This is a genomic window from Pseudomonas sp. MF6776 (assembly GCF_016613125.1).
GTDB classification, from domain to species: domain Bacteria; phylum Pseudomonadota; class Gammaproteobacteria; order Pseudomonadales; family Pseudomonadaceae; genus Aquipseudomonas; species Aquipseudomonas iridis.
On sequence record NZ_JAENSQ010000007.1, the window covers coordinates 1 to 16698 of the forward strand.

The window sequence follows — 16698 nt, forward strand, 5'->3', positions numbered from 1 at the left end:
GGTATTTTAGGGGGGATGGGGGTTGGGGACACGCTCTTATTTACCGAACGGTTTTAAATGAGGCCCTCACCCTGGCCCTCTCCCAGAGGTAGAGGGAACTGACCGAGGTGTTATCTCAAGCTACGCCGACCTGAATTATCGAGCCGAACTCAGGTTTTGAAACCAACAAATATCGGCTCCCTTTCCCCCTCTCCCATTGGGAGAGGGCTGGGGTGAGGGGCTGGATTTCAAGTCAGACAATCCTTCTCAGGCCAACACCACCAACCGGTTCGGCAACTCATTGCGCACCTGCGTCACCGGCACATGCACCTTGAGCAATTCCCCGCACGCCTCGATGCAGGTGACAAACCCCTCAAGCGTGCGCCCCTGCCGTACCTGCTCGGTAAACGCGGCGACAATCACATCCCAGCTTTCATTGCCCAACCGCTTCGAGATCCCCTCATCCACCAGAATCTCCACATAGCGCTCGGCCTCGCAGACGAAAATCAGCATGCCGGTACTGCCCACGGTGTGATGAAGGTTCTGTTCGAGAAACTGTCGCCGCGCCAGGTTCGATGCGCGCCAGTGTCGTACACGGCGTGGCACCAGATGTGTGGTGATCTTCGGCAGACGAAACAGCAGGCACAGCACAATGAACAGGCCCCACTGCACCAGCAACAGGCTGCGCAGGGTCAGCCAGCCGGTCAGATAATGCACGACGCCCGGCACCACCAGCGCCAGCAGGCTGGCCCACAGCAGCGGGATGTATGCGTAGTCATCGGCGCGAGCCGCCAGCACTGTCACCAGTTCGGCATCGGTGTCGCGCTCGACCCGTGCGATCGCCTCGGCGACTTTGCGTTGTTCGTGTTCAGTCAGTAATGCCATGTCAAAAAGTGCCTGCTCATTATTCTTTTAATGTCACCAGCCGCCGGACGAACCACCGCCGCCGAAACTGCCCCCGCCGCCGCTGAAGCCCCCACCGCCACCGCCGCCACCAAATCCGCCGCCACCGCCAAAACCTCCGCCGCCACCGGAGCCGCCACGGCCGGTCGGCAGGATACCGAGCATCTGGCAGACAAACACCGTCAGGATGAACAACATCACCAGAAAAACGAACAACGTCGGATGGCGCGAGATGAAATCGCTCTGCGGGTCCCCGCTGGACTCATACACCGTCGACGGTTCGTCCAGCGGATTGCCGCCCAGCACAACCAGCATCGCCGCCACGCCGTCGGTGATGCCTTTGCTGAAATTGCCGGTCTTGAACGCGGGCGTGATGACTTGATGGATGATCACCGAGGTTTGCGCATCGGTCAGCCGGTCTTCCAGGCCATAACCGACTTCGATGCGCAATTTGCGCTCGTCACGGGCAACGATCAGCAGCGCGCCGTTATTCTTGTCCTTTTGCCCTATGGCCCAATGACGACCGAGCTGGACGCCATAATCCTCGATGGTGGTGCCTTGCAGATCGGGCAGCGTGACCACGACCAATTGCTCACCGCTCGCCTGTTCGTGGGCCTGCAACTGTTGGCTCAATTGCGCGCGCACCGATGGCTCGATCATCTGCGCCTCGTCCACCACGCGCCCGCTCAGCGCCGGGAACGTCAACTCGGCCCGGGCGCTGACGGCGAACATCCACAGCATCAGCACCAGGCCTATTTTCAACACACGCATGGGCAACCTCGAATCAGAACTTCACTTGCGGGGCCTTTTCCGCACCGGGCGTGGTGGCTTCGAAGGTTTCGCGCATCGGCAGGTCGCTGTACATCACGCTGTGCCAGAGGCGACCGGGAAAAGTGCGGATCTCGGTGTTGTACTTCTGCACCGCCAGAATGAAATCGCGTCGCGCCACGGCGATGCGGTTTTCCGTGCCTTCGAGCTGCGATTGCAGGGCGAGGAAGTTCTGATTGGCCTTCAGATCCGGATAACGCTCGGACACCACCATCAAACGGCTCAATGCGCCGCTCAACTGATCCTGCGCCTGCTGGTACTGCTTGAGCTTCTCGGGATTGTCGAGAGTACTGGCATCAACCTGAATCGACGTGGCTTTCGCACGGGCTTCGATCACTGCGGTCAGGGTTTCCTTTTCGTGGGCGGCGTAGCCCTTCACCGTTTCCACCAGATTGGGGATCAGGTCAGCGCGGCGCTGGTACTGGTTCTGCACCTGCCCCCACGCGGCCTTGGCCTGTTCGTCGAGGGTCGGGATGTTATTGATGCCACACGCAGTCAGAAAAGTCGCCAGCATCAACAATGTGGCGACCTGCAAACGCGAGCGATAGGTTGGACTTACATTCATTGCAGTGATGCTCCCTGACACATTTCATTAAAAAGCCGAGCGCGAAACCTTCTCAGCCGGTGGTTGGGGCATAATCGGCCGCGCCACTGGATTGCGACCGGTCAATGGGCTAAAAAGTGCCTGCGCGGTCGAGCTGCCTGCGGTCAACGGTGTTTTTTTGGCTTGGCGTTTTTGCGCCCGCACCCGAACAACAATAGTCGCTCCCTAAATTTTGGCTGGCCGGCATTGCATTGCCGTTTGTGCCCTTGAGAAAAATATTCATGAAGAAGCTGTGTTTGCTGGGCCTGTTCGTCAGTCTGGCCAGTCATCAAGTATTGGCCGCTGAGACCTCGGTACCTCTGGAAAACAAGGACGCCTTCATCAGCAACCTGATGAAGCAAATGACCCTCGACGAAAAGATCGGCCAGCTGCGCCTGATCAGCATCGGCCCGGAAATGCCCCGCGAGCTGATCCGCAAGGAGATCGCCACCGGCAACATCGGCGGTACGTTCAACTCGATCACCCGCGCGGAAAACCGTCCGATGCAGGACGCTGCCATGCGCAGTCGCCTCAAGATTCCGATGTTTTTCGCGTACGACGTGATCCACGGTCACCGTACGATTTTCCCGATTCCGCTAGCCCTGGCTTCGAGCTGGGACATGGACGCCATCGGTCGCTCCGGGCGCGTTGCCGCCAAAGAGGCCGCTGCCGACAGCCTCGACATCACTTTCGCGCCGATGGTCGACATCTCCCGCGACCCGCGCTGGGGCCGTAGTTCCGAAGGTTTCGGTGAGGACACCTACCTCACTTCGCGCATCGCCCGAGTCATGGTCAAGGCCTATCAGGGCGATGCCCCGAACACGGCCGACAGCATCATGGCCAGCGTCAAGCACTTTGCCTTGTACGGCGCGGTCGAGGGCGGTCGCGACTACAACACCGTCGACATGAGCCCGGTGAAGATGTACCAGGATTACCTGCCGCCGTACCGCGCCGCGATCGATGCCGGCGCCGGTGGTGTGATGGTGGCGCTGAACTCGATCAACGGTATTCCGGCCACCGCTGACACGTGGCTGATGAACGATCTGTTGCGCAGGGATTGGGGCTTCAAGGGACTGGCGGTGAGTGACCATGGCGCGATCTTTGAACTGATCAAGCACGGTGTGGCTCGCGACGGTCGTGAAGCGGCGAAACTGGCGATCAAGGCCGGCATCGACATGAGCATGAACGACACCCTGTACGGCAAAGAGCTGCCAGGGCTGCTCAAATCCGGCGAGATCGAACAGAAACACATCGACAACGCTGTGCGTGAAGTCCTTGCGGCCAAGTACGACATGGGCCTGTTCAAGGACCCGTACCTGCGCATCGGCAAGGCTGAAGATGATCCGGCCGACACCTACGCCGAAAGCCGCCTGCACCGCGCCGACGCCCGTGACGTCGCGCGTCGCAGCCTGGTGCTGCTGAAGAACCAGAACGAAACCCTGCCACTGAAGAAGACTGCAAAAATCGCGCTGGTCGGCCCGCTGGCCAAGGCGCCGATCGACATGATGGGCAGTTGGGCCGCCGCCGGTCGTCCGGCGCAATCGGTGACCCTGTTCGACGGCATGAACGCACTTATCGGCGACAAATCGAACCTGATCTACGCCCGTGGCGCGAACATCACCAGCGACAAGAAGGTGCTCGATTACCTGAACTTCCTCAACTTCGATGCACCGGAAGTGGTTGATGATCCGCGCCCGGCCAACGTGCTGATCGATGAAGCGGTAAAAGCCGCCAAGAATGCCGACGTGATCGTCGCAGCCGTAGGCGAGTCCCGTGGCATGTCCCACGAGTCGTCCAGCCGCACCGACCTGAACATCCCGGAAACACAGCGCGAGCTGATCCGCGCGCTGAAAGCCACCGGCAAGCCGTTGGTGCTGGTCTTGATGAACGGCCGCCCACTGACCATTCTCGAAGAGAACCAGTCGGCCGATGCGATTCTGGAAACCTGGTTCAGCGGCACCGAGGGCGGCAACGCCATCGCTGACGTGCTGTTCGGCGACTACAACCCGTCGGGCAAACTGCCGGTGACCTTCCCTCGCTCCGTTGGGCAGATTCCGACCTACTACAACCACCTGAGCATTGGCCGGCCGTTCACACCGGGCAAACCGGGCAACTACACCTCACAGTATTTCGATGACACGACGGGCCCGCTGTTCCCGTTCGGTTACGGCCTGAGCTATACCGATTTCAGCCTGAGCGACATGGCGCTGTCCTCGACCACCCTGAATGCCAGCGGCAAGCTCGACGCCAGTGTCATGGTCAAGAACACCGGCAAGCGTGACGGCGAAACCGTGGTGCAGCTGTACATTCAGGACGTTACCGGTTCGATGATTCGCCCGGTGAAAGAACTGAAGAACTTCCAGAAAATCATGCTCAAGGCCGGCGAACAGAAAGTCGTGCACTTCACCATCACCGAGGAGGAGCTGAAGTTCTACAACGTCCAACTCAAGTACGCCGCCGAGCCCGGCAAGTTCAACGTGCAGATCGGTCTGGACTCTCAGAATGTGACGCAGCAGAGCTTTGAGTTGCTGTAACTGCAAGCACACCGCAAACCCTGTGGGAGCGAGCCTGCTCGCGAAAGCGGTCATTCAGATAAACAATTACTGACTGACACACCGCCTTCGCGAGCAGGCTCGCTCCCACATTGGATTTAGGGTGTATTCAAAATCGGTTTTACCCGCGGCGGTCGAGGATGTTAACCACCAACCGATCCACCCACCCCCACATTCTCTGTTTCACCCGCCGCCACAACGGCCGCCTCTGCCACTCCTCCAGGCTCACCCGCTGACTCAAGCCGAAATCCTTCTCGAAACTCGCCACCACCGCTGCCGTCAACGACGGATCGAGCGCCTCAAGATTCGCCTCCAGATTGAAGCGTAAATTCCAGTGATCGAAGTTGCACGAACCGATGCTCACCCAATCGTCTACCAGCACCATTTTCAGGTGCAGGAAGCACGGCTGGTATTCGTAAATCTGCACGCCGGCCTTGAGCAGTCGCGGGTAGTAGCGATGCCCGGCGTAGCGCACGGACGGGTGATCGGTGCGCGGCCCGGTCAACAGCAGGCGCACGTCGACACCTCGGGCAGCGGCCTTGCGCAGCGAGCGGCGGATTTTCCACGTCGGCAGGAAGTACGGCGTGGCCATCCAGATACGTTTTTGCCCACTGTTCAGCGCGCGAAACAGTGATTGCAGAATGTCGCGGTGTTGGCGGGCATCGGCGTAAGCCACGCGGCCCATGCCCTCGCCCATGTCCGGCACCTTGGGCAGACGCGGCAAGCCGACATGCGCGGATGGCTTCCAGGCACGGCGATGGCGGTTGGCGATCCACTGGCGGTCGAACAATAGCTGCCAGTCGAGCACCAGCGGGCCGCTGATTTCCACCATCACTTCGTGCCACTCGCTGGTGTCGTGCCCCGGGGTCCAGAACTCATCGGTGACACCCGTGCCGCCGACCACCGCCAGCCGCTGGTCAACCAGCAGCAGTTTGCGGTGGTCACGATAGAAATTGCCGACCCAGCGCCGCCAGTGCAGGCGATTGTAAAAGCGCAGCTCAACCCCGGCGTGCGTCAAGCGTTTACGCAGGTTCAGGGTAAACGCGAGGCTGCCGTAGTCGTCGAACAGGCAGCGCACGCGCACACCCCGCTCGGCGGCCAGCACCAGCGCTTGGACGATGGTTTCGGCACAGGCGCCAGCCTCGACGAGGTACAGCTCAAGTTCGATCTGCTCCTGGGCGCCGGCAATTTGCTCAAGCATGCGCGGGAAGAATTGCGGGCCGTCGATCAACAGCTCGAAACGGTTGCCGTCACGCCAAGGGAAGATCGCGCCGCGCATGTCAGCGCGCCGTGAAAATCAGTACCGCACCCACCGGCACCGACAAACTGATGGCCGACAAATCGGCCAATTTGCGCAGGCTTTCCAGCCCTGGGGCAAGATCGAAATCCTCGGCGTTGATCACCACTGGCTCCAGTGTCACCACCTGGAAGCGTCGATCATCAAGACGCGTTGCCAAGAGCTCGGCCGGGTACTCGTGTTGCTTGCCATGCAGAGTGACGGTCAGCGGCAGACGCAACTCCAGTTGCGCACCGGGGGCCAGATCGTTGATCGGGCGCAGGTCGATCTGGGTGGTGATGGTCGCGTCGGGGAATTGCTCGATCTGGAACAGCTCCTTGCGCATGCGCTCGTCACGCAGCGGGATGCCGCTGTTGATCGAATCCATCTCGACCTCGACCTCGGCGCGACCGTTCGGATCGACCTTGCCATGCAGCACCAGAAAGCGCTGCACTTCGGAGATGTGGGCGTTTTTCGTGCTGACAAACGACAGCCGTGACGACTCGCCGTCCAGGTACCAATTGGCCTGCGCCGGCAACGCAGCGGCAGCCAGCAGCAGGCAGGACAGGGTTTTGTAGAGGGAGCGGTTGAACATTGAGGACTCGTGGGGGCGATAAACCTGAGCCGAACATTAACTGGCTGGGGCGTTATTGCAAATCGAAGATCAAAAGATTGTCCGATCGCGGCCCGAGCCTTCGACAGCTACAAGTTCCACTGTTGACGCTTCACCTGTGGGAGCTGGCTTGCCAGCGATTGGGCCGGCACAGGTGAAATTTTTGCTGAATGACACGCCGCCATTCGCTGGCAAGCCAGCTCCCACAGGGTTCTTTATTTGCAGGGCAATTGTGTGTTCAGGGGTTGAGGCGGCAGCCCTGGCGCTCACTCAACCATTGCGCGCTGTTGCTGCGGCCCATGCCGCTGACGGTGATGGTTTTGCTATCGACGTCATCGCTGAAGCCGCTGGTTGGCAGCCACTGTTTCACATAGCCACGGCAATATTCGGCATCGTTGTTCATGACGTAGCGGCACGAACAATATTCCTTAGCCGTGTAGGCGCTGATGATGTCCGGGAAGGCCCAGAGGTTCTCGCGCTCATAGGCGATCCAGCCGAGCAGCACGACAAGCAACACCAGCAAGAACCGCTTCATGGCCGCACCGCCGCAAGCACACGCTTGAGCAGTTCGTTGTGGCGGTAGCTGCCGTCGCGATCATCGGCGTAGCGCACGATCACCAGTTTTTCGCTGGGGATGACGTAAAGCGCCTGCCCCCAATGACCCAGCGCGGCGAAGGTATCGGGCGGTGCATCGGCCCACGGTGACGATGCGCCTTGCGCCGGGCGATTAAGCCACCAGTGGCCGCCGGGCACGGCTTCATCCTGATTGGCCTTGTAACCGGCGAAGGGTTGCAGGTTGAAGGTGAGCCATTCCTTGGGCAGCAATTGCCGATCATTCCAGCGTCCGTCGCGGGCCATCAACACACCGACACGCGCCAGATCCCGCGCGGTCAGGTAGGCATAGGACGATGCGACGAACGTACCGTTGGCATCGGTTTCCCACACGGCGTGGCGGATGCCCAACGGTTCGAACAGTGCTGTCCACGGATAGTCTGGATATCGCTGTGGGCCGACGATGGATTTCAACGCTGCCGCCAGCAGATTGCTGTCGCCGCTGGAGTAACGGAATGCCTGCCCCGGTACGGCGTAGCTGTGGTGATCGGCGGTGAATCGCGCCATGTCCTGGTGACCACGGGTGTAGAGCATCGCCACCACCGAGGATTTCAGCGGGGCGTATTCATAGTCTTCCTGCCAGTCGATGTCCGAGGCCCAATGCAGCAGATCGGCAATAGTGATCGTCGGGTGTTTTTCCAGCGCCGGGTAGAACTTCACGGCTGGATCATCGAGCTTGAACAGGCCTTCACCGTAGGCAACGCCAAGCACCGCAGCCATCAGACTTTTGCTGATAGACCAGGTCAGGTGTGGGGTTTGCGCGTTAGTCGGGCCGGCGTAGCGTTCGTAGATGATCTGGCCATCGCGAATGATCAACAAGGCATCGGTGCGAATGCCCTGGCGAGTGGTGTCGTCGCGGGGTGGGAAGGCGTAGGCCTGAAGATCCTCAACCGCTGTGATCTGCGGACCAACCGGCCACTGTTCGCCGGGCCATGATTCGGCCTGAACGGTGAAGCTGATCAGCAGCAGAAACAGCGACAGGCCTTTGAACATGGTGAGGGCTCAGCAGAAAGTCTGCTGATGCTAGCGCAGAAAAATGACAGTTCCTGTGCGAGCTCCTACAGGGGATTGTGCATGGCTTTGGCCAGGCGCTTGGCTCTGGCGCCCGACGCCAACTGCATCACCGCCTGACCACGCTGCCACATCTGCGCCCATTCCGGATCACCTTCGCTTAACGCTTGGTCAATCTCGGTCTTGAGCGCATCAAACTGCGCAAACAACCCACCGAGCAACACATGCCCCGCCGGATTGTTCGGCGGCTGTCGACTCATCTCCGCACAGCCTGCCAGCAGCGCCAGCAAGCGCAGTTGCAGCGTCTGTGGCCAGTTGCTGTCCTGCCCGACGCCGTACAGCCAGGCGGTCATCGCGCTCAGCACATAGACATCTTCCAGCGTGCGAAACGGTTTGACGTAAGCATCCCAGCCATCCCCCGCGAGCAACTCGCACAGAGCCCCATCGAGATGCAGCCGGCCATGGCTGATGTCGGGCATCAACGGCAGAGCCGGCAGTTTTTCCACCGTCACACCGGGCTCACCGGGATACACCACCGCCAGACTCAGGCGCGGCGTTGCGCCGGCCTCTTCACTGCGTGCGGCGATCAGCAGCCAGTCCGCCGCATCGCCGGCGGTGACGAAGTCCTTGGCGCCACTCAAGCGCAAATCCGTCAGCCGCGTTTGCATGTCGGACGGACGCAGGCTGCGCTGTTCGGTCGCACACAACGCGCCGAGGCTCAGCGGTGCGCTCGGCCACAACATGCGCAATGCCGCTTGATAACCGACCAGAAACGCCAGCCCTGGCGTCGCCATCCGCCGCCCGCCCGCCACCGCCAATTCGAACGGCGTGACGTTGCCCAACTGCTGCAACAACGTCGCAAAACCCTCGGCCAGGTCAGCAACGGCGGGCAATCGTTCACGGCTTTGCAACAGATCTGGCCAGGGCATAAGAGGCTCCTTGTGGGCTGTCATATAAGCATCACCAAAGGTTCATGGCGATGACACCGGGGCTACATAGCCTGACTTTGCACAACACGGCTGCATAAAGAAAGTCGATCGGCTGCAACCCATGACGGGTTCAAGGCCCGTACGGAGATTCAAATGACTCAGATCGCCCGCATCAGCGACACCGGCAATGAACGCCGTCTGCAAGCCGAACGCCTGATCGGCGCCGAAGCCTTGCAGCAAGCCCAGGCCCTGCGATTCAGCGTCTTCAGCGGCGAGTTCAACGCCAAACTGAAAGGCGCGGAACTGGGTCTGGACATGGATGATTATGATGTTCACTGCAGCCACATCGGCGTGCGTGACCTCAACACTGGTCGCCTGGTCGCGACCACGCGGTTGCTCGATCACACCGCCGCCAGCAGCCTTGGCAAGTTCTACAGCGAAGAAGAATTCAGCCTGCATGGCCTCGCGCATCTGCAAGGCCCGATCCTGGAAATCGGCCGCACCTGCGTCGACCCGGCCTACCGTAACGGCGGGACGATTGCAGTACTGTGGGGTGAATTGGCCGAAGTGTTGAACGAGGGCGGCTACAGCTATTTGATGGGTTGCGCGAGCATCCCGATGCAGGACGGTGGCGTACAGGCCCACGCGATCATGCAGCGTCTGCGCGAACGTTATCTGTGCACCGAAAACTTGCGCGCCGAGCCGAAAAAACCGCTGCCAACCCTCGACATTCCGTCGAACGTGATCGCCGAAATGCCGCCGCTGCTCAAGGCTTATATGCGTCTGGGCGCGAAGATCTGCGGCGAGCCGTGCTGGGACGAAGACTTCCAGGTCGCCGACGTCTTCATCCTGCTCAAGCGCGACGAACTCTGCCCGCGCTACGCCAAGCACTTCAAGGCGGCCGTGTGATGAGCCGGTTGCGGGTTTACGCGCGGATCGCGCGAGTGCTGCTGGTGGTATCGCTGGGATTGACCATGGCCAGTCTGTTCGGCGTGTTCGAGAGGATTGGCCTGGCGCACTCGATGGAACGTCGCCAGCGCTGGTCGCGCTTTTTCATGGCGCGCCTGAGCAATGCCCTGCCCTTTCGCATGACCGTCCACGGTGAACTGCCAAAGCAGCCGATGTTGTGGGTCAGCAATCATGTGTCGTGGACCGATATTCCGCTGCTGGGCATGCTCACACCGTTGTCGTTTCTATCGAAGGCCGAAGTGCGCACCTGGCCGGTCGCCGGTTGGCTCGCAGCCAAGGCTGGCAGCCTGTTTATCCGTCGTGGCTCGGGCGATAGCCAGTTGATCCGCAAACAGATGACCCGGCACCTGCAAACCGATCATTCACTGCTGATGTTCCCGGAAGGCACGACCACCGATGGCCGTTCACTGCGCACCTTTCACGGTCGCTTGCTGTCGGCGGCGATTGATTCAGAGGTGATGCTGCAACCGGTGGCGATCCGTTATCTGCGTGACGGCGAAGTCGATACGTTGGCACCGTTCATTGGTGACGATGATCTGCTGTCGCACCTGATGCGTCTGTTCAGCAATGATTGCGGCGATGTCGAAGTGCATCTGCTCAAGCCGATCGCCTGCGAGGGTCGGGAACGTGCGGCGCTGGCGTTTGAAGCGCAGCAGGCGGTGCAGAAGGTGTTGTTTGGCGAAGTGGCGAAACCGGCCAAACCGCGTCGGGCAGGCGAACTGATCGCTGCTTGACCCCCCCATCCCCCTGTGGGAGCGAGCCTGCTCGCGAAAGCGGTGTATCAGCAACATGAATGTTGAATGACACTGCGCTTTCGCGAGCAGGCTCGCTCCCACATTTAAACCTTCAGTGGCTCAGCGTTTTGGGCGAAGTCCTGGAGTTGCGGGTAGAAAAGTCGGAAGTCTTCACTCAGCGGCTCATACAACCGCCGCAATTCCTGCATCGCCCCCGCCAGTTCCCCTGGCCGGCTCAATCGTCGGGAGATCCCGCGCAACACCTGATCAAGCACTTCAAACTCCTGATACGAGCCCAACCAGTCATTGGCGACCATGTGCGGCGCAATCTTCGCCAGGCGCTCGGGCAATTGCGGTTCGCGGGACAACACTCCATAAACGTCAGCGGTGAACTGCGCCAGCGGTTGATCCGCATACAACCGCCAGTCCCGCGCCAGACAGTGGTCGAAAAAGACATCAAGGACGATCCCGGCATAACGCCGACGGGTATCGGAAAACCGCCCCAGCGCGATGTCCACCAGCGGATGGCGATCAGTGAACACGTCAATCCGTCGATGCAGTTGAATCCCCGCCTCGACCTCCGGGGCAAACTGCCCTTGCAGCCGGCCTTTGACGAAATCGCCATACAGACTGCCGAGTAATTGGTCGGGGCGCTGGCCACCGAGATGCAAATGTGCGAGATAGTTCATGGGCGCAGCTTAGCACCGCGCCCTCGTTCCAATACACCCAACGTATCGTTATAACCCGATATACCGATTTGTGCGATCGTCAGATCAAAATCATATTGGTATATCGCGAAGTAGCGATTTAAAGTTCGCCTCATCGCGATATAGCGTTTTACACACCGAGCACCCTGCCATGAACCTTGACCTCGACGAAATAATAAAAGCCCTGGCACACCCAGTACGGCGAGACATCCTCAACTGGCTGAAAGACCCGAAAGGCGAATTCCCTGAACAGTTGCACAACCACGAGTACGGCATTTGCGCCGGGCAGATCGATCAACGCTGCGGCCTGTCGCAATCAACCGTGTCCGCCCATTTGGCGACCCTGCAACGCGCCGGACTGATCAGCAGCCAGAAGGCCGGTCAATGGCACTTTTTCAAACGTAACGAGGACGTGATTCAGGCGTTCCTCAGCACACTCAGTAAAGAGCTCTGACCCTTAACGTCAGCCAGCCCACAAGGAAACAACGATGCCCCTCTCGCTACTCATACTCGCCTTGAGCGCCTTCGCCATCGGCACCACCGAATTCGTCATCATGGGCCTGCTGCCAGATGTGGCGGCCGACCTCGGTGTGTCGATACCCGGCGCCGGCTGGCTGGTGACCGGTTACGCCCTGGGCGTGGCCATCGGTGCGCCGTTCATGGCACTGGCCACCGCCAAACTGCCGCGCAAGGCTGCACTGGTCGCGCTGATGGGCATCTTCATTGTCGGCAACCTGCTCTGTGCGATGGCCAGTGACTACAACGTGCTGATGTTCGCCCGTGTCGTCACCGCGCTGTGCCACGGTGCGTTCTTCGGTATCGGTTCGGTGGTGGCGGCAGGTCTGGTGGCGCCGAACAAACGCGCTTCGGCAGTCGCCCTGATGTTTACCGGTTTGACCCTGGCCAACGTCCTCGGCGTGCCGCTGGGCACCGCATTGGGTCAGGAGGCCGGCTGGCGTTCGACCTTCTGGGCAGTGACCGTGATCGGTGTGATCGCGCTGATCGGCCTGATCCGCTTCCTGCCGGCCAAACGTGACGAAGAAAAGCTCGATATGCGCGCCGAACTCGCCGCCCTCAAAGGCGCCGGTATCTGGCTGTCGCTGAGCATGACCGCTCTGTTCGCTGCCTCGATGTTCACCCTCTTCACCTACGTCGCCCCGCTGCTCGGCGATGTCACTGGCGTCTCGCCAAAAGGCGTGACCTGGACGCTGCTGTTGATCGGTCTCGGTCTTACCGTCGGCAACATCATCGGCGGCAAGCTCGCAGACAAACGCCTCGCTGCCACCCTGATTGGCGTGTTCGTGGCGATGGCGGTGATTTCCACGGTGTTGAGCTGGACCAGCGTCGCGCTGATCCCGACTGAAATCACCTTGTTCCTCTGGGCCACTGCTTCATTCGCAGCCGTACCGGCACTGCAAATCAACGTAGTGACCTTCGGCAAAGCTGCACCGAACCTGGTCTCGACCCTGAACATCGGCGCGTTCAACGTTGGTAACGCACTCGGCGCCTGGGTCGGCGGCAGCGTCATCGCCCACGGCTTCGGCCTGACCAGCGTGCCTCTGGCCGCCGCTGCCCTGGCAGTGCTTGCCCTGCTGGTGACCCTGATTACTTTCCGTCAGAACGGCAATGCCGAACTGGCCCCTGCGACTCACTGATTAACCACTTAAACCAAGAGGGTTGTATTTCATGGCAACTATTTTCGATCCGATCAAACTGGGCGACATCGAGCTGGCCAACCGCATCATCATGGCCCCGCTGACCCGCTGCCGCGCTGACGAAGGCCGTGTGCCAAACGCGCTGATGGCCGAGTACTACGTACAACGCGCCTCCGCCGGCCTGATTCTCAGCGAAGCCACTTCGGTGACCCCGATGGGCGTCGGCTATCCGGACACCCCGGGCATCTGGTCGAACGATCAGGTGCGTGGCTGGACCAACGTGACCAAAGCCATTCACGCCGCCGGCGGCAAGATCTTCCTGCAACTGTGGCACGTGGGCCGGATCTCTCACCCTTCGTATTTGAACGGTGAAGCGCCAGTCGCCCCGAGTGCTATCCAGCCCAAAGGTCACGTCAGCCTGGTGCGTCCAATGGCCGACTACCCAACCCCGCGCGCACTGGAAACCGCTGAAATCGCCGAGATCGTCGACGCTTACCGCATCGGTGCCGAGAACGCCAAGGCGGCCGGTTTTGATGGCGTGGAAATACATGGCGCCAACGGTTACCTGCTCGACCAGTTCCTGCAAAGCAGCACCAACCAGCGCACCGACAACTACGGCGGCTCCCTGGAAAACCGTGCCCGCTTGCTGCTGGAAGTGACTGACGCGGCAATCGAAGTCTGGGGCGCCGGTCGTGTCGGCGTGCACCTGGCACCACGTGCTGATTCCCACGACATGGGCGACGACAATCTGGCTGAAACCTTCACCTACGTGGCACGTGAGCTGGGCAAGCGTGGCATCGCCTTCATCTGCTCCCGCGAGAAAGAAGGCGCCGACAGCCTCGGCCCGCAACTCAAAGAAGCCTTCGGCGGCCCGTACATCGCCAACGAACGCTTCACCAAGGACAGCGCCAACGCATGGCTGGCCAGCGGCAAGGCTGACGCCGTGGCGTTCGGTGTACCGTTCATTGCCAACCCGGATCTGCCGGCGCGCTTGAAAGCCGATGCGCCGCTGAACGAGCCACACCCGGAAACGTTCTACGCTAAAGGCCCGGTTGGCTACATCGACTATCCAACGCTGTAAGCCTTGACGCAGAAACGCAAAAGCCCCCGACTTGTGAGAGTCGGGGGCTTTTTTTCGCCAGCGGTTACCGGGCATTGGCAACACTCGTTCACACCAGCGACACAAAATCCCTACAAAATGCCTGGCTCGCTACCTATAAACTCCGCACCTCAAACGTATATAAAAGCAGGCCAACTGACATAAGCTGTGCCAATTACAGATTGTTCATTTGCGCAGGCTGGGGCTCAGCCGCAGCATGTCCATCCCTGTGTCGACCCAACGCTCGGCTTCGGCGTGCAACTCGAAGCTGTCCGGAGCCAATAGCCACCCATAGAGGAGGCCATCGATATAGGCATGAATGCTGATGGCCGCACGGACAGTGTCGAGATCTTCCGGCAACTGGCCGCGATTCACCGCATTACGCAGGGTCAACCCGATACGCAGATTGCAATCGAGACTGGCCGTCCGGCGCTGCTGGCGCAGATCGCACATTTCATCGGTGAACTCGCACTTATGAAACAGAATTTCGTTGATGCGACGGGTCTTCGGGTCCAGCGCAACTTGATGAAACAAATGAATCAACAATTTGCGCATGCAGCCCAACGGGTCGAGTTCATCTTCGCTTTCACTGGCTTTGGCCAATTCATCCAGCGGCTCATGCAAGCTGTCGAGCATGGCCTGCACCAGATCGGCCTTGTTGCTGAAATGCCAGTAAATGGCGCCGCGCGTGACGCCGGCCATTGTCGCGATATCCGCCAAAGTCGTGCGGGCCACGCCCCGTTCATAGAACGCTTTCTCTGCCGCTTCGAGAATCTGGCTTCGCGTTTCCTGAGCTTCTTCTTTGGTACGACGGACCATGGCAGTAAAACCTCAAACAGGATATTTCAGGGATGGATTGAACATCCGCTGAACAAAGAGGGGGTCGATCTCTCTTGAATCGGCTCCCCAGCCTACAATTTCAAACCTTGCAACGACTTTTGTAACAGGGTGGGTACGTGGCCAAGGTGTTTACAAACAACCATGAACGTAAGTATATTACTTAGCAAGCTACTTATCCACCCGATAGTATTTTTTTACCCTTCCACACTTCTTGTGCGTTTTTTGCGCGCCTGACCCGAGGATCTTCATGCAATTCAAGCCAGCTGTTACCGCTCTGGTCACTGCCGTCGCCCTGGCATCGCTGCTCAGCGGATGTAAAAAGGAAGAAGCGGCACCGGCCGCTCCGCCTCCTCAGGTCGGCGTCGTCACCCTGCAACCACAAGCGTTTACCCTCACCTCCGAGCTGCCGGGCCGCACCAGTGCGTTCCGCATCGCTGAAGTGCGACCACAGGTCAACGGCATCATTCTCAAGCGTCTGTTCAAGGAAGGCGGCGATGTCAAAGCCGGCCAGCAGCTGTATCAGATCGATCCGTCGGTTTATGAAGCGACCCTGAAAAGCGCCGAAGCCAACCTGCGTTCGACCAAGTCGATCTCTGACCGCTACAAGCAATTGGTAGATGAGCAAGCCGTGAGCCGTCAGGAATACGACACTGCCGTGGCCAATCGCATGGAATCGGAAGCGTCCTTGCAGACCGCACAGATCAACGTGCGCTACACCAAGGTCTACGCGCCGATTTCCGGTCGCATCGGTCGCTCTTCGGTCACCGAAGGTGCGCTGGTCAACAACGGCCAGACCGACGCGATGGCTGTGATCCAGCAGCTCGATCCGATCTACGTCGACGTTACTCAATCCTCGGTTGAAATGCTGGAACTGCGTCGCGAGCTGGAAAGTGGTCGCCTGCAAAAGGCCGGCGACAATGCCGCCGCAGTCAAGCTGACTCTCGAGGACGGCAGCCAATACAAGCTCGACGGCAAGCTGGAGTTTTCCGAAGTTTCGGTTGACCAGACCACCGGTTCCGTGACCCTGCGTGCCGTGTTCCCGAACCCTGATCACACCTTGCTGCCAGGCATGTTCGTCCACGCCCAGTTGCAGGCCGGCGTGAACAGCGCCGCGATCCTCGCGCCACAGCAAGGCGTGACCCGCGACCTCAAAGGCACCCCGACCGCACTGGTTGTCGGCCCGGACAACAAGGTTGAACTGCGTCAGCTCAAGGCCAGCCGCACCGTAGGCAGCCAGTGGCTGATCGAAGATGGCCTGAAAGCGGGCGATCGTCTGATCACCGAAGGTCTGCAATACGTCAAACCTGGTGTCGAAGTAAAAGCCAGTGAAGCGACCAACGTCGGAGTAAAGAACCCGGCCCCCGCACAGGCAGCTGATAAAGCCGCCGGCGGCAAAGGGGAGTAACCC

General features: G+C 60.0%; 17 protein-coding genes. 7 read left to right on the top strand and 10 right to left on the bottom strand.

What is annotated here, in order from left to right; translation table 11 throughout:
* Window positions 1–246 precede the first annotated feature (246 nt).
* Genes JJD74_RS10080 through JJD74_RS10090 form a run of 3 tightly spaced genes read right to left on the bottom strand, consistent with a single transcriptional unit; the run spans window position 247 to window position 2275 of the window.
* Window positions 247–864 carry a TPM domain-containing protein gene (locus tag JJD74_RS10080; RefSeq protein ID WP_047300048.1) on the bottom strand — a complete coding sequence of 206 codons (618 nt, stop codon included), beginning with the start codon at window positions 862–864 and terminating at the stop codon, window positions 247–249.
* Window positions 865–897: 33 nt separating this feature from the next.
* Entirely contained in the window at window positions 898–1653 is a 756-nt protein-coding gene (locus tag JJD74_RS10085) for a TPM domain-containing protein (RefSeq protein WP_200613395.1), read from the bottom strand.
* 13 nt (window positions 1654–1666) lie between these two features.
* Complete coding sequence (locus JJD74_RS10090; RefSeq protein WP_200613398.1) at window positions 1667–2275, bottom strand: LemA family protein; 609 nt, start codon at window positions 2273–2275, stop codon at window positions 1667–1669.
* Between the two features lie 260 nt (window positions 2276–2535).
* Here JJD74_RS10090 and bglX point away from each other — a divergent pair, with 260 nt between their 5' ends.
* On the top strand, window positions 2536–4827 hold the full coding sequence (gene bglX, locus JJD74_RS10095) for a beta-glucosidase BglX (protein WP_200613401.1): 2292 nt from the start codon (window positions 2536–2538) through the stop codon (window positions 4825–4827).
* Window positions 4828–4966: 139 nt separating this feature from the next.
* Here the strand turns inward: bglX and JJD74_RS10100 are convergent, their stop codons facing one another.
* The 5 genes from JJD74_RS10100 to JJD74_RS10120 all read right to left on the bottom strand — a co-directional run bounded on the left by JJD74_RS10100 (window position 4967) and on the right by JJD74_RS10120 (window position 9286).
* Window positions 4967–6124: a phospholipase D-like domain-containing protein gene (locus JJD74_RS10100; protein ID WP_042558028.1), complete on the bottom strand. Its 1158-nt coding sequence runs from the start codon at window positions 6122–6124 to the stop codon at window positions 4967–4969.
* 1 nt (window position 6125) lies between these two features.
* Entirely contained in the window at window positions 6126–6716 is a 591-nt protein-coding gene (locus JJD74_RS10105; RefSeq protein WP_042558027.1) for a YceI family protein, read from the bottom strand.
* A 256-nt stretch (window positions 6717–6972) separates the two neighbouring features.
* Complete coding sequence (locus tag JJD74_RS10110; protein WP_042558026.1) at window positions 6973–7269, bottom strand: hypothetical protein; 297 nt, start codon at window positions 7267–7269, stop codon at window positions 6973–6975.
* Window positions 7266–8339 (bottom strand): serine hydrolase domain-containing protein, encoded by a 1074-nt coding sequence (locus JJD74_RS10115; protein ID WP_200613404.1) that lies wholly within the window; start codon window positions 8337–8339, stop codon window positions 7266–7268. Before JJD74_RS10115 ends, JJD74_RS10110 begins: the two co-directional genes overlap by 4 nt.
* A gap of 65 nt (window positions 8340–8404) precedes the next feature.
* On the bottom strand, window positions 8405–9286 hold the full coding sequence (locus tag JJD74_RS10120; protein ID WP_200613409.1) for an acyl-CoA dehydrogenase family protein: 882 nt from the start codon (window positions 9284–9286) through the stop codon (window positions 8405–8407).
* Window positions 9287–9439: 153 nt separating this feature from the next.
* Between JJD74_RS10120 and olsB the strand changes: the two genes are divergently transcribed.
* Both olsB and JJD74_RS10130 read left to right on the top strand, forming a co-directional pair.
* Window positions 9440–10195, top strand: a complete 756-nt coding sequence (olsB, locus tag JJD74_RS10125; protein WP_042558023.1) for an L-ornithine N(alpha)-acyltransferase — start codon at window positions 9440–9442, stop codon at window positions 10193–10195.
* A complete protein-coding gene (locus JJD74_RS10130; protein WP_047300042.1) occupies window positions 10195–10989 on the top strand; it encodes a lysophospholipid acyltransferase family protein in 795 nt (264 codons plus the stop codon). Before olsB ends, JJD74_RS10130 begins: the two co-directional genes overlap by 1 nt.
* A gap of 104 nt (window positions 10990–11093) precedes the next feature.
* Here JJD74_RS10130 and JJD74_RS10135 read toward each other — a convergent pair whose 3' ends face one another.
* On the bottom strand, window positions 11094–11678 hold the full coding sequence (locus JJD74_RS10135; protein WP_200613411.1) for an acyl carrier protein phosphodiesterase: 585 nt from the start codon (window positions 11676–11678) through the stop codon (window positions 11094–11096).
* Between the two features lie 169 nt (window positions 11679–11847).
* On the opposite strand from JJD74_RS10135, the gene JJD74_RS10140 reads away from it, so the two are divergent.
* The 3 genes from JJD74_RS10140 to JJD74_RS10150 are packed head-to-tail and all read left to right on the top strand — an operon-like array spanning window position 11848 to window position 14432.
* On the top strand, window positions 11848–12150 hold the full coding sequence (locus JJD74_RS10140; protein ID WP_016771327.1) for an ArsR/SmtB family transcription factor: 303 nt from the start codon (window positions 11848–11850) through the stop codon (window positions 12148–12150).
* 34 nt (window positions 12151–12184) lie between these two features.
* The gene (locus JJD74_RS10145; protein ID WP_047300040.1) at window positions 12185–13351 is read left to right on the top strand and encodes an MFS transporter; all 1167 of its coding nucleotides are present in this window, start codon (window positions 12185–12187) and stop codon (window positions 13349–13351) included.
* A gap of 31 nt (window positions 13352–13382) precedes the next feature.
* Entirely contained in the window at window positions 13383–14432 is a 1050-nt protein-coding gene (locus JJD74_RS10150) for an alkene reductase (protein ID WP_115147650.1), read from the top strand.
* 204 nt (window positions 14433–14636) lie between these two features.
* On the opposite strand, the gene emhR is transcribed toward JJD74_RS10150, so the two are convergent.
* Window positions 14637–15269, bottom strand: a complete 633-nt coding sequence (emhR, locus tag JJD74_RS10155; protein ID WP_042558018.1) for an efflux system transcriptional repressor EmhR — start codon at window positions 15267–15269, stop codon at window positions 14637–14639.
* Between the two features lie 268 nt (window positions 15270–15537).
* Here emhR and emhA point away from each other — a divergent pair, with 268 nt between their 5' ends.
* The gene (gene emhA / locus JJD74_RS10160) at window positions 15538–16695 is read left to right on the top strand and encodes an efflux RND transporter periplasmic adaptor subunit EmhA (protein WP_042558017.1); all 1158 of its coding nucleotides are present in this window, start codon (window positions 15538–15540) and stop codon (window positions 16693–16695) included.
* The last annotated feature ends 3 nt before the right edge of the window (window positions 16696–16698 follow it).

Bases quoted from the DNA above. Each gene is read 5' to 3' on its own strand.
- JJD74_RS10115 (WP_200613404.1), bottom strand. From the start codon at position 8,339: ATGTTCAAAGGCCTGTCGCTGTTTCTGCTGCTGATCAGCTTCACCGTT.
- JJD74_RS10090 (WP_200613398.1), bottom strand. From the start codon at position 2,275: ATGAATGTAAGTCCAACCTATCGCTCGCGTTTGCAGGTCGCCACATTG.
- JJD74_RS10150 (WP_115147650.1), top strand. From the start codon at position 13,383: ATGGCAACTATTTTCGATCCGATCAAACTGGGCGACATCGAGCTGGCC.
- emhR (WP_042558018.1), bottom strand. From the start codon at position 15,269: ATGGTCCGTCGTACCAAAGAAGAAGCTCAGGAAACGCGAAGCCAGATT.
- JJD74_RS10100 (WP_042558028.1), bottom strand. From the start codon at position 6,124: ATGCGCGGCGCGATCTTCCCTTGGCGTGACGGCAACCGTTTCGAGCTG.
- emhA (WP_042558017.1), top strand. From the start codon at position 15,538: ATGCAATTCAAGCCAGCTGTTACCGCTCTGGTCACTGCCGTCGCCCTG.
- JJD74_RS10110 (WP_042558026.1), bottom strand. From the start codon at position 7,269: ATGAAGCGGTTCTTGCTGGTGTTGCTTGTCGTGCTGCTCGGCTGGATC.
- JJD74_RS10085 (WP_200613395.1), bottom strand. From the start codon at position 1,653: ATGCGTGTGTTGAAAATAGGCCTGGTGCTGATGCTGTGGATGTTCGCC.
- olsB (WP_042558023.1), top strand. From the start codon at position 9,440: ATGACTCAGATCGCCCGCATCAGCGACACCGGCAATGAACGCCGTCTG.
- JJD74_RS10130 (WP_047300042.1), top strand. From the start codon at position 10,195: ATGAGCCGGTTGCGGGTTTACGCGCGGATCGCGCGAGTGCTGCTGGTG.
- JJD74_RS10080 (WP_047300048.1), bottom strand. From the start codon at position 864: ATGGCATTACTGACTGAACACGAACAACGCAAAGTCGCCGAGGCGATC.
- JJD74_RS10120 (WP_200613409.1), bottom strand. From the start codon at position 9,286: ATGCCCTGGCCAGATCTGTTGCAAAGCCGTGAACGATTGCCCGCCGTT.
- JJD74_RS10105 (WP_042558027.1), bottom strand. From the start codon at position 6,716: ATGTTCAACCGCTCCCTCTACAAAACCCTGTCCTGCCTGCTGCTGGCT.
- bglX (WP_200613401.1), top strand. From the start codon at position 2,536: ATGAAGAAGCTGTGTTTGCTGGGCCTGTTCGTCAGTCTGGCCAGTCAT.
- JJD74_RS10140 (WP_016771327.1), top strand. From the start codon at position 11,848: ATGAACCTTGACCTCGACGAAATAATAAAAGCCCTGGCACACCCAGTA.
- JJD74_RS10145 (WP_047300040.1), top strand. From the start codon at position 12,185: ATGCCCCTCTCGCTACTCATACTCGCCTTGAGCGCCTTCGCCATCGGC.
- JJD74_RS10135 (WP_200613411.1), bottom strand. From the start codon at position 11,678: ATGAACTATCTCGCACATTTGCATCTCGGTGGCCAGCGCCCCGACCAA.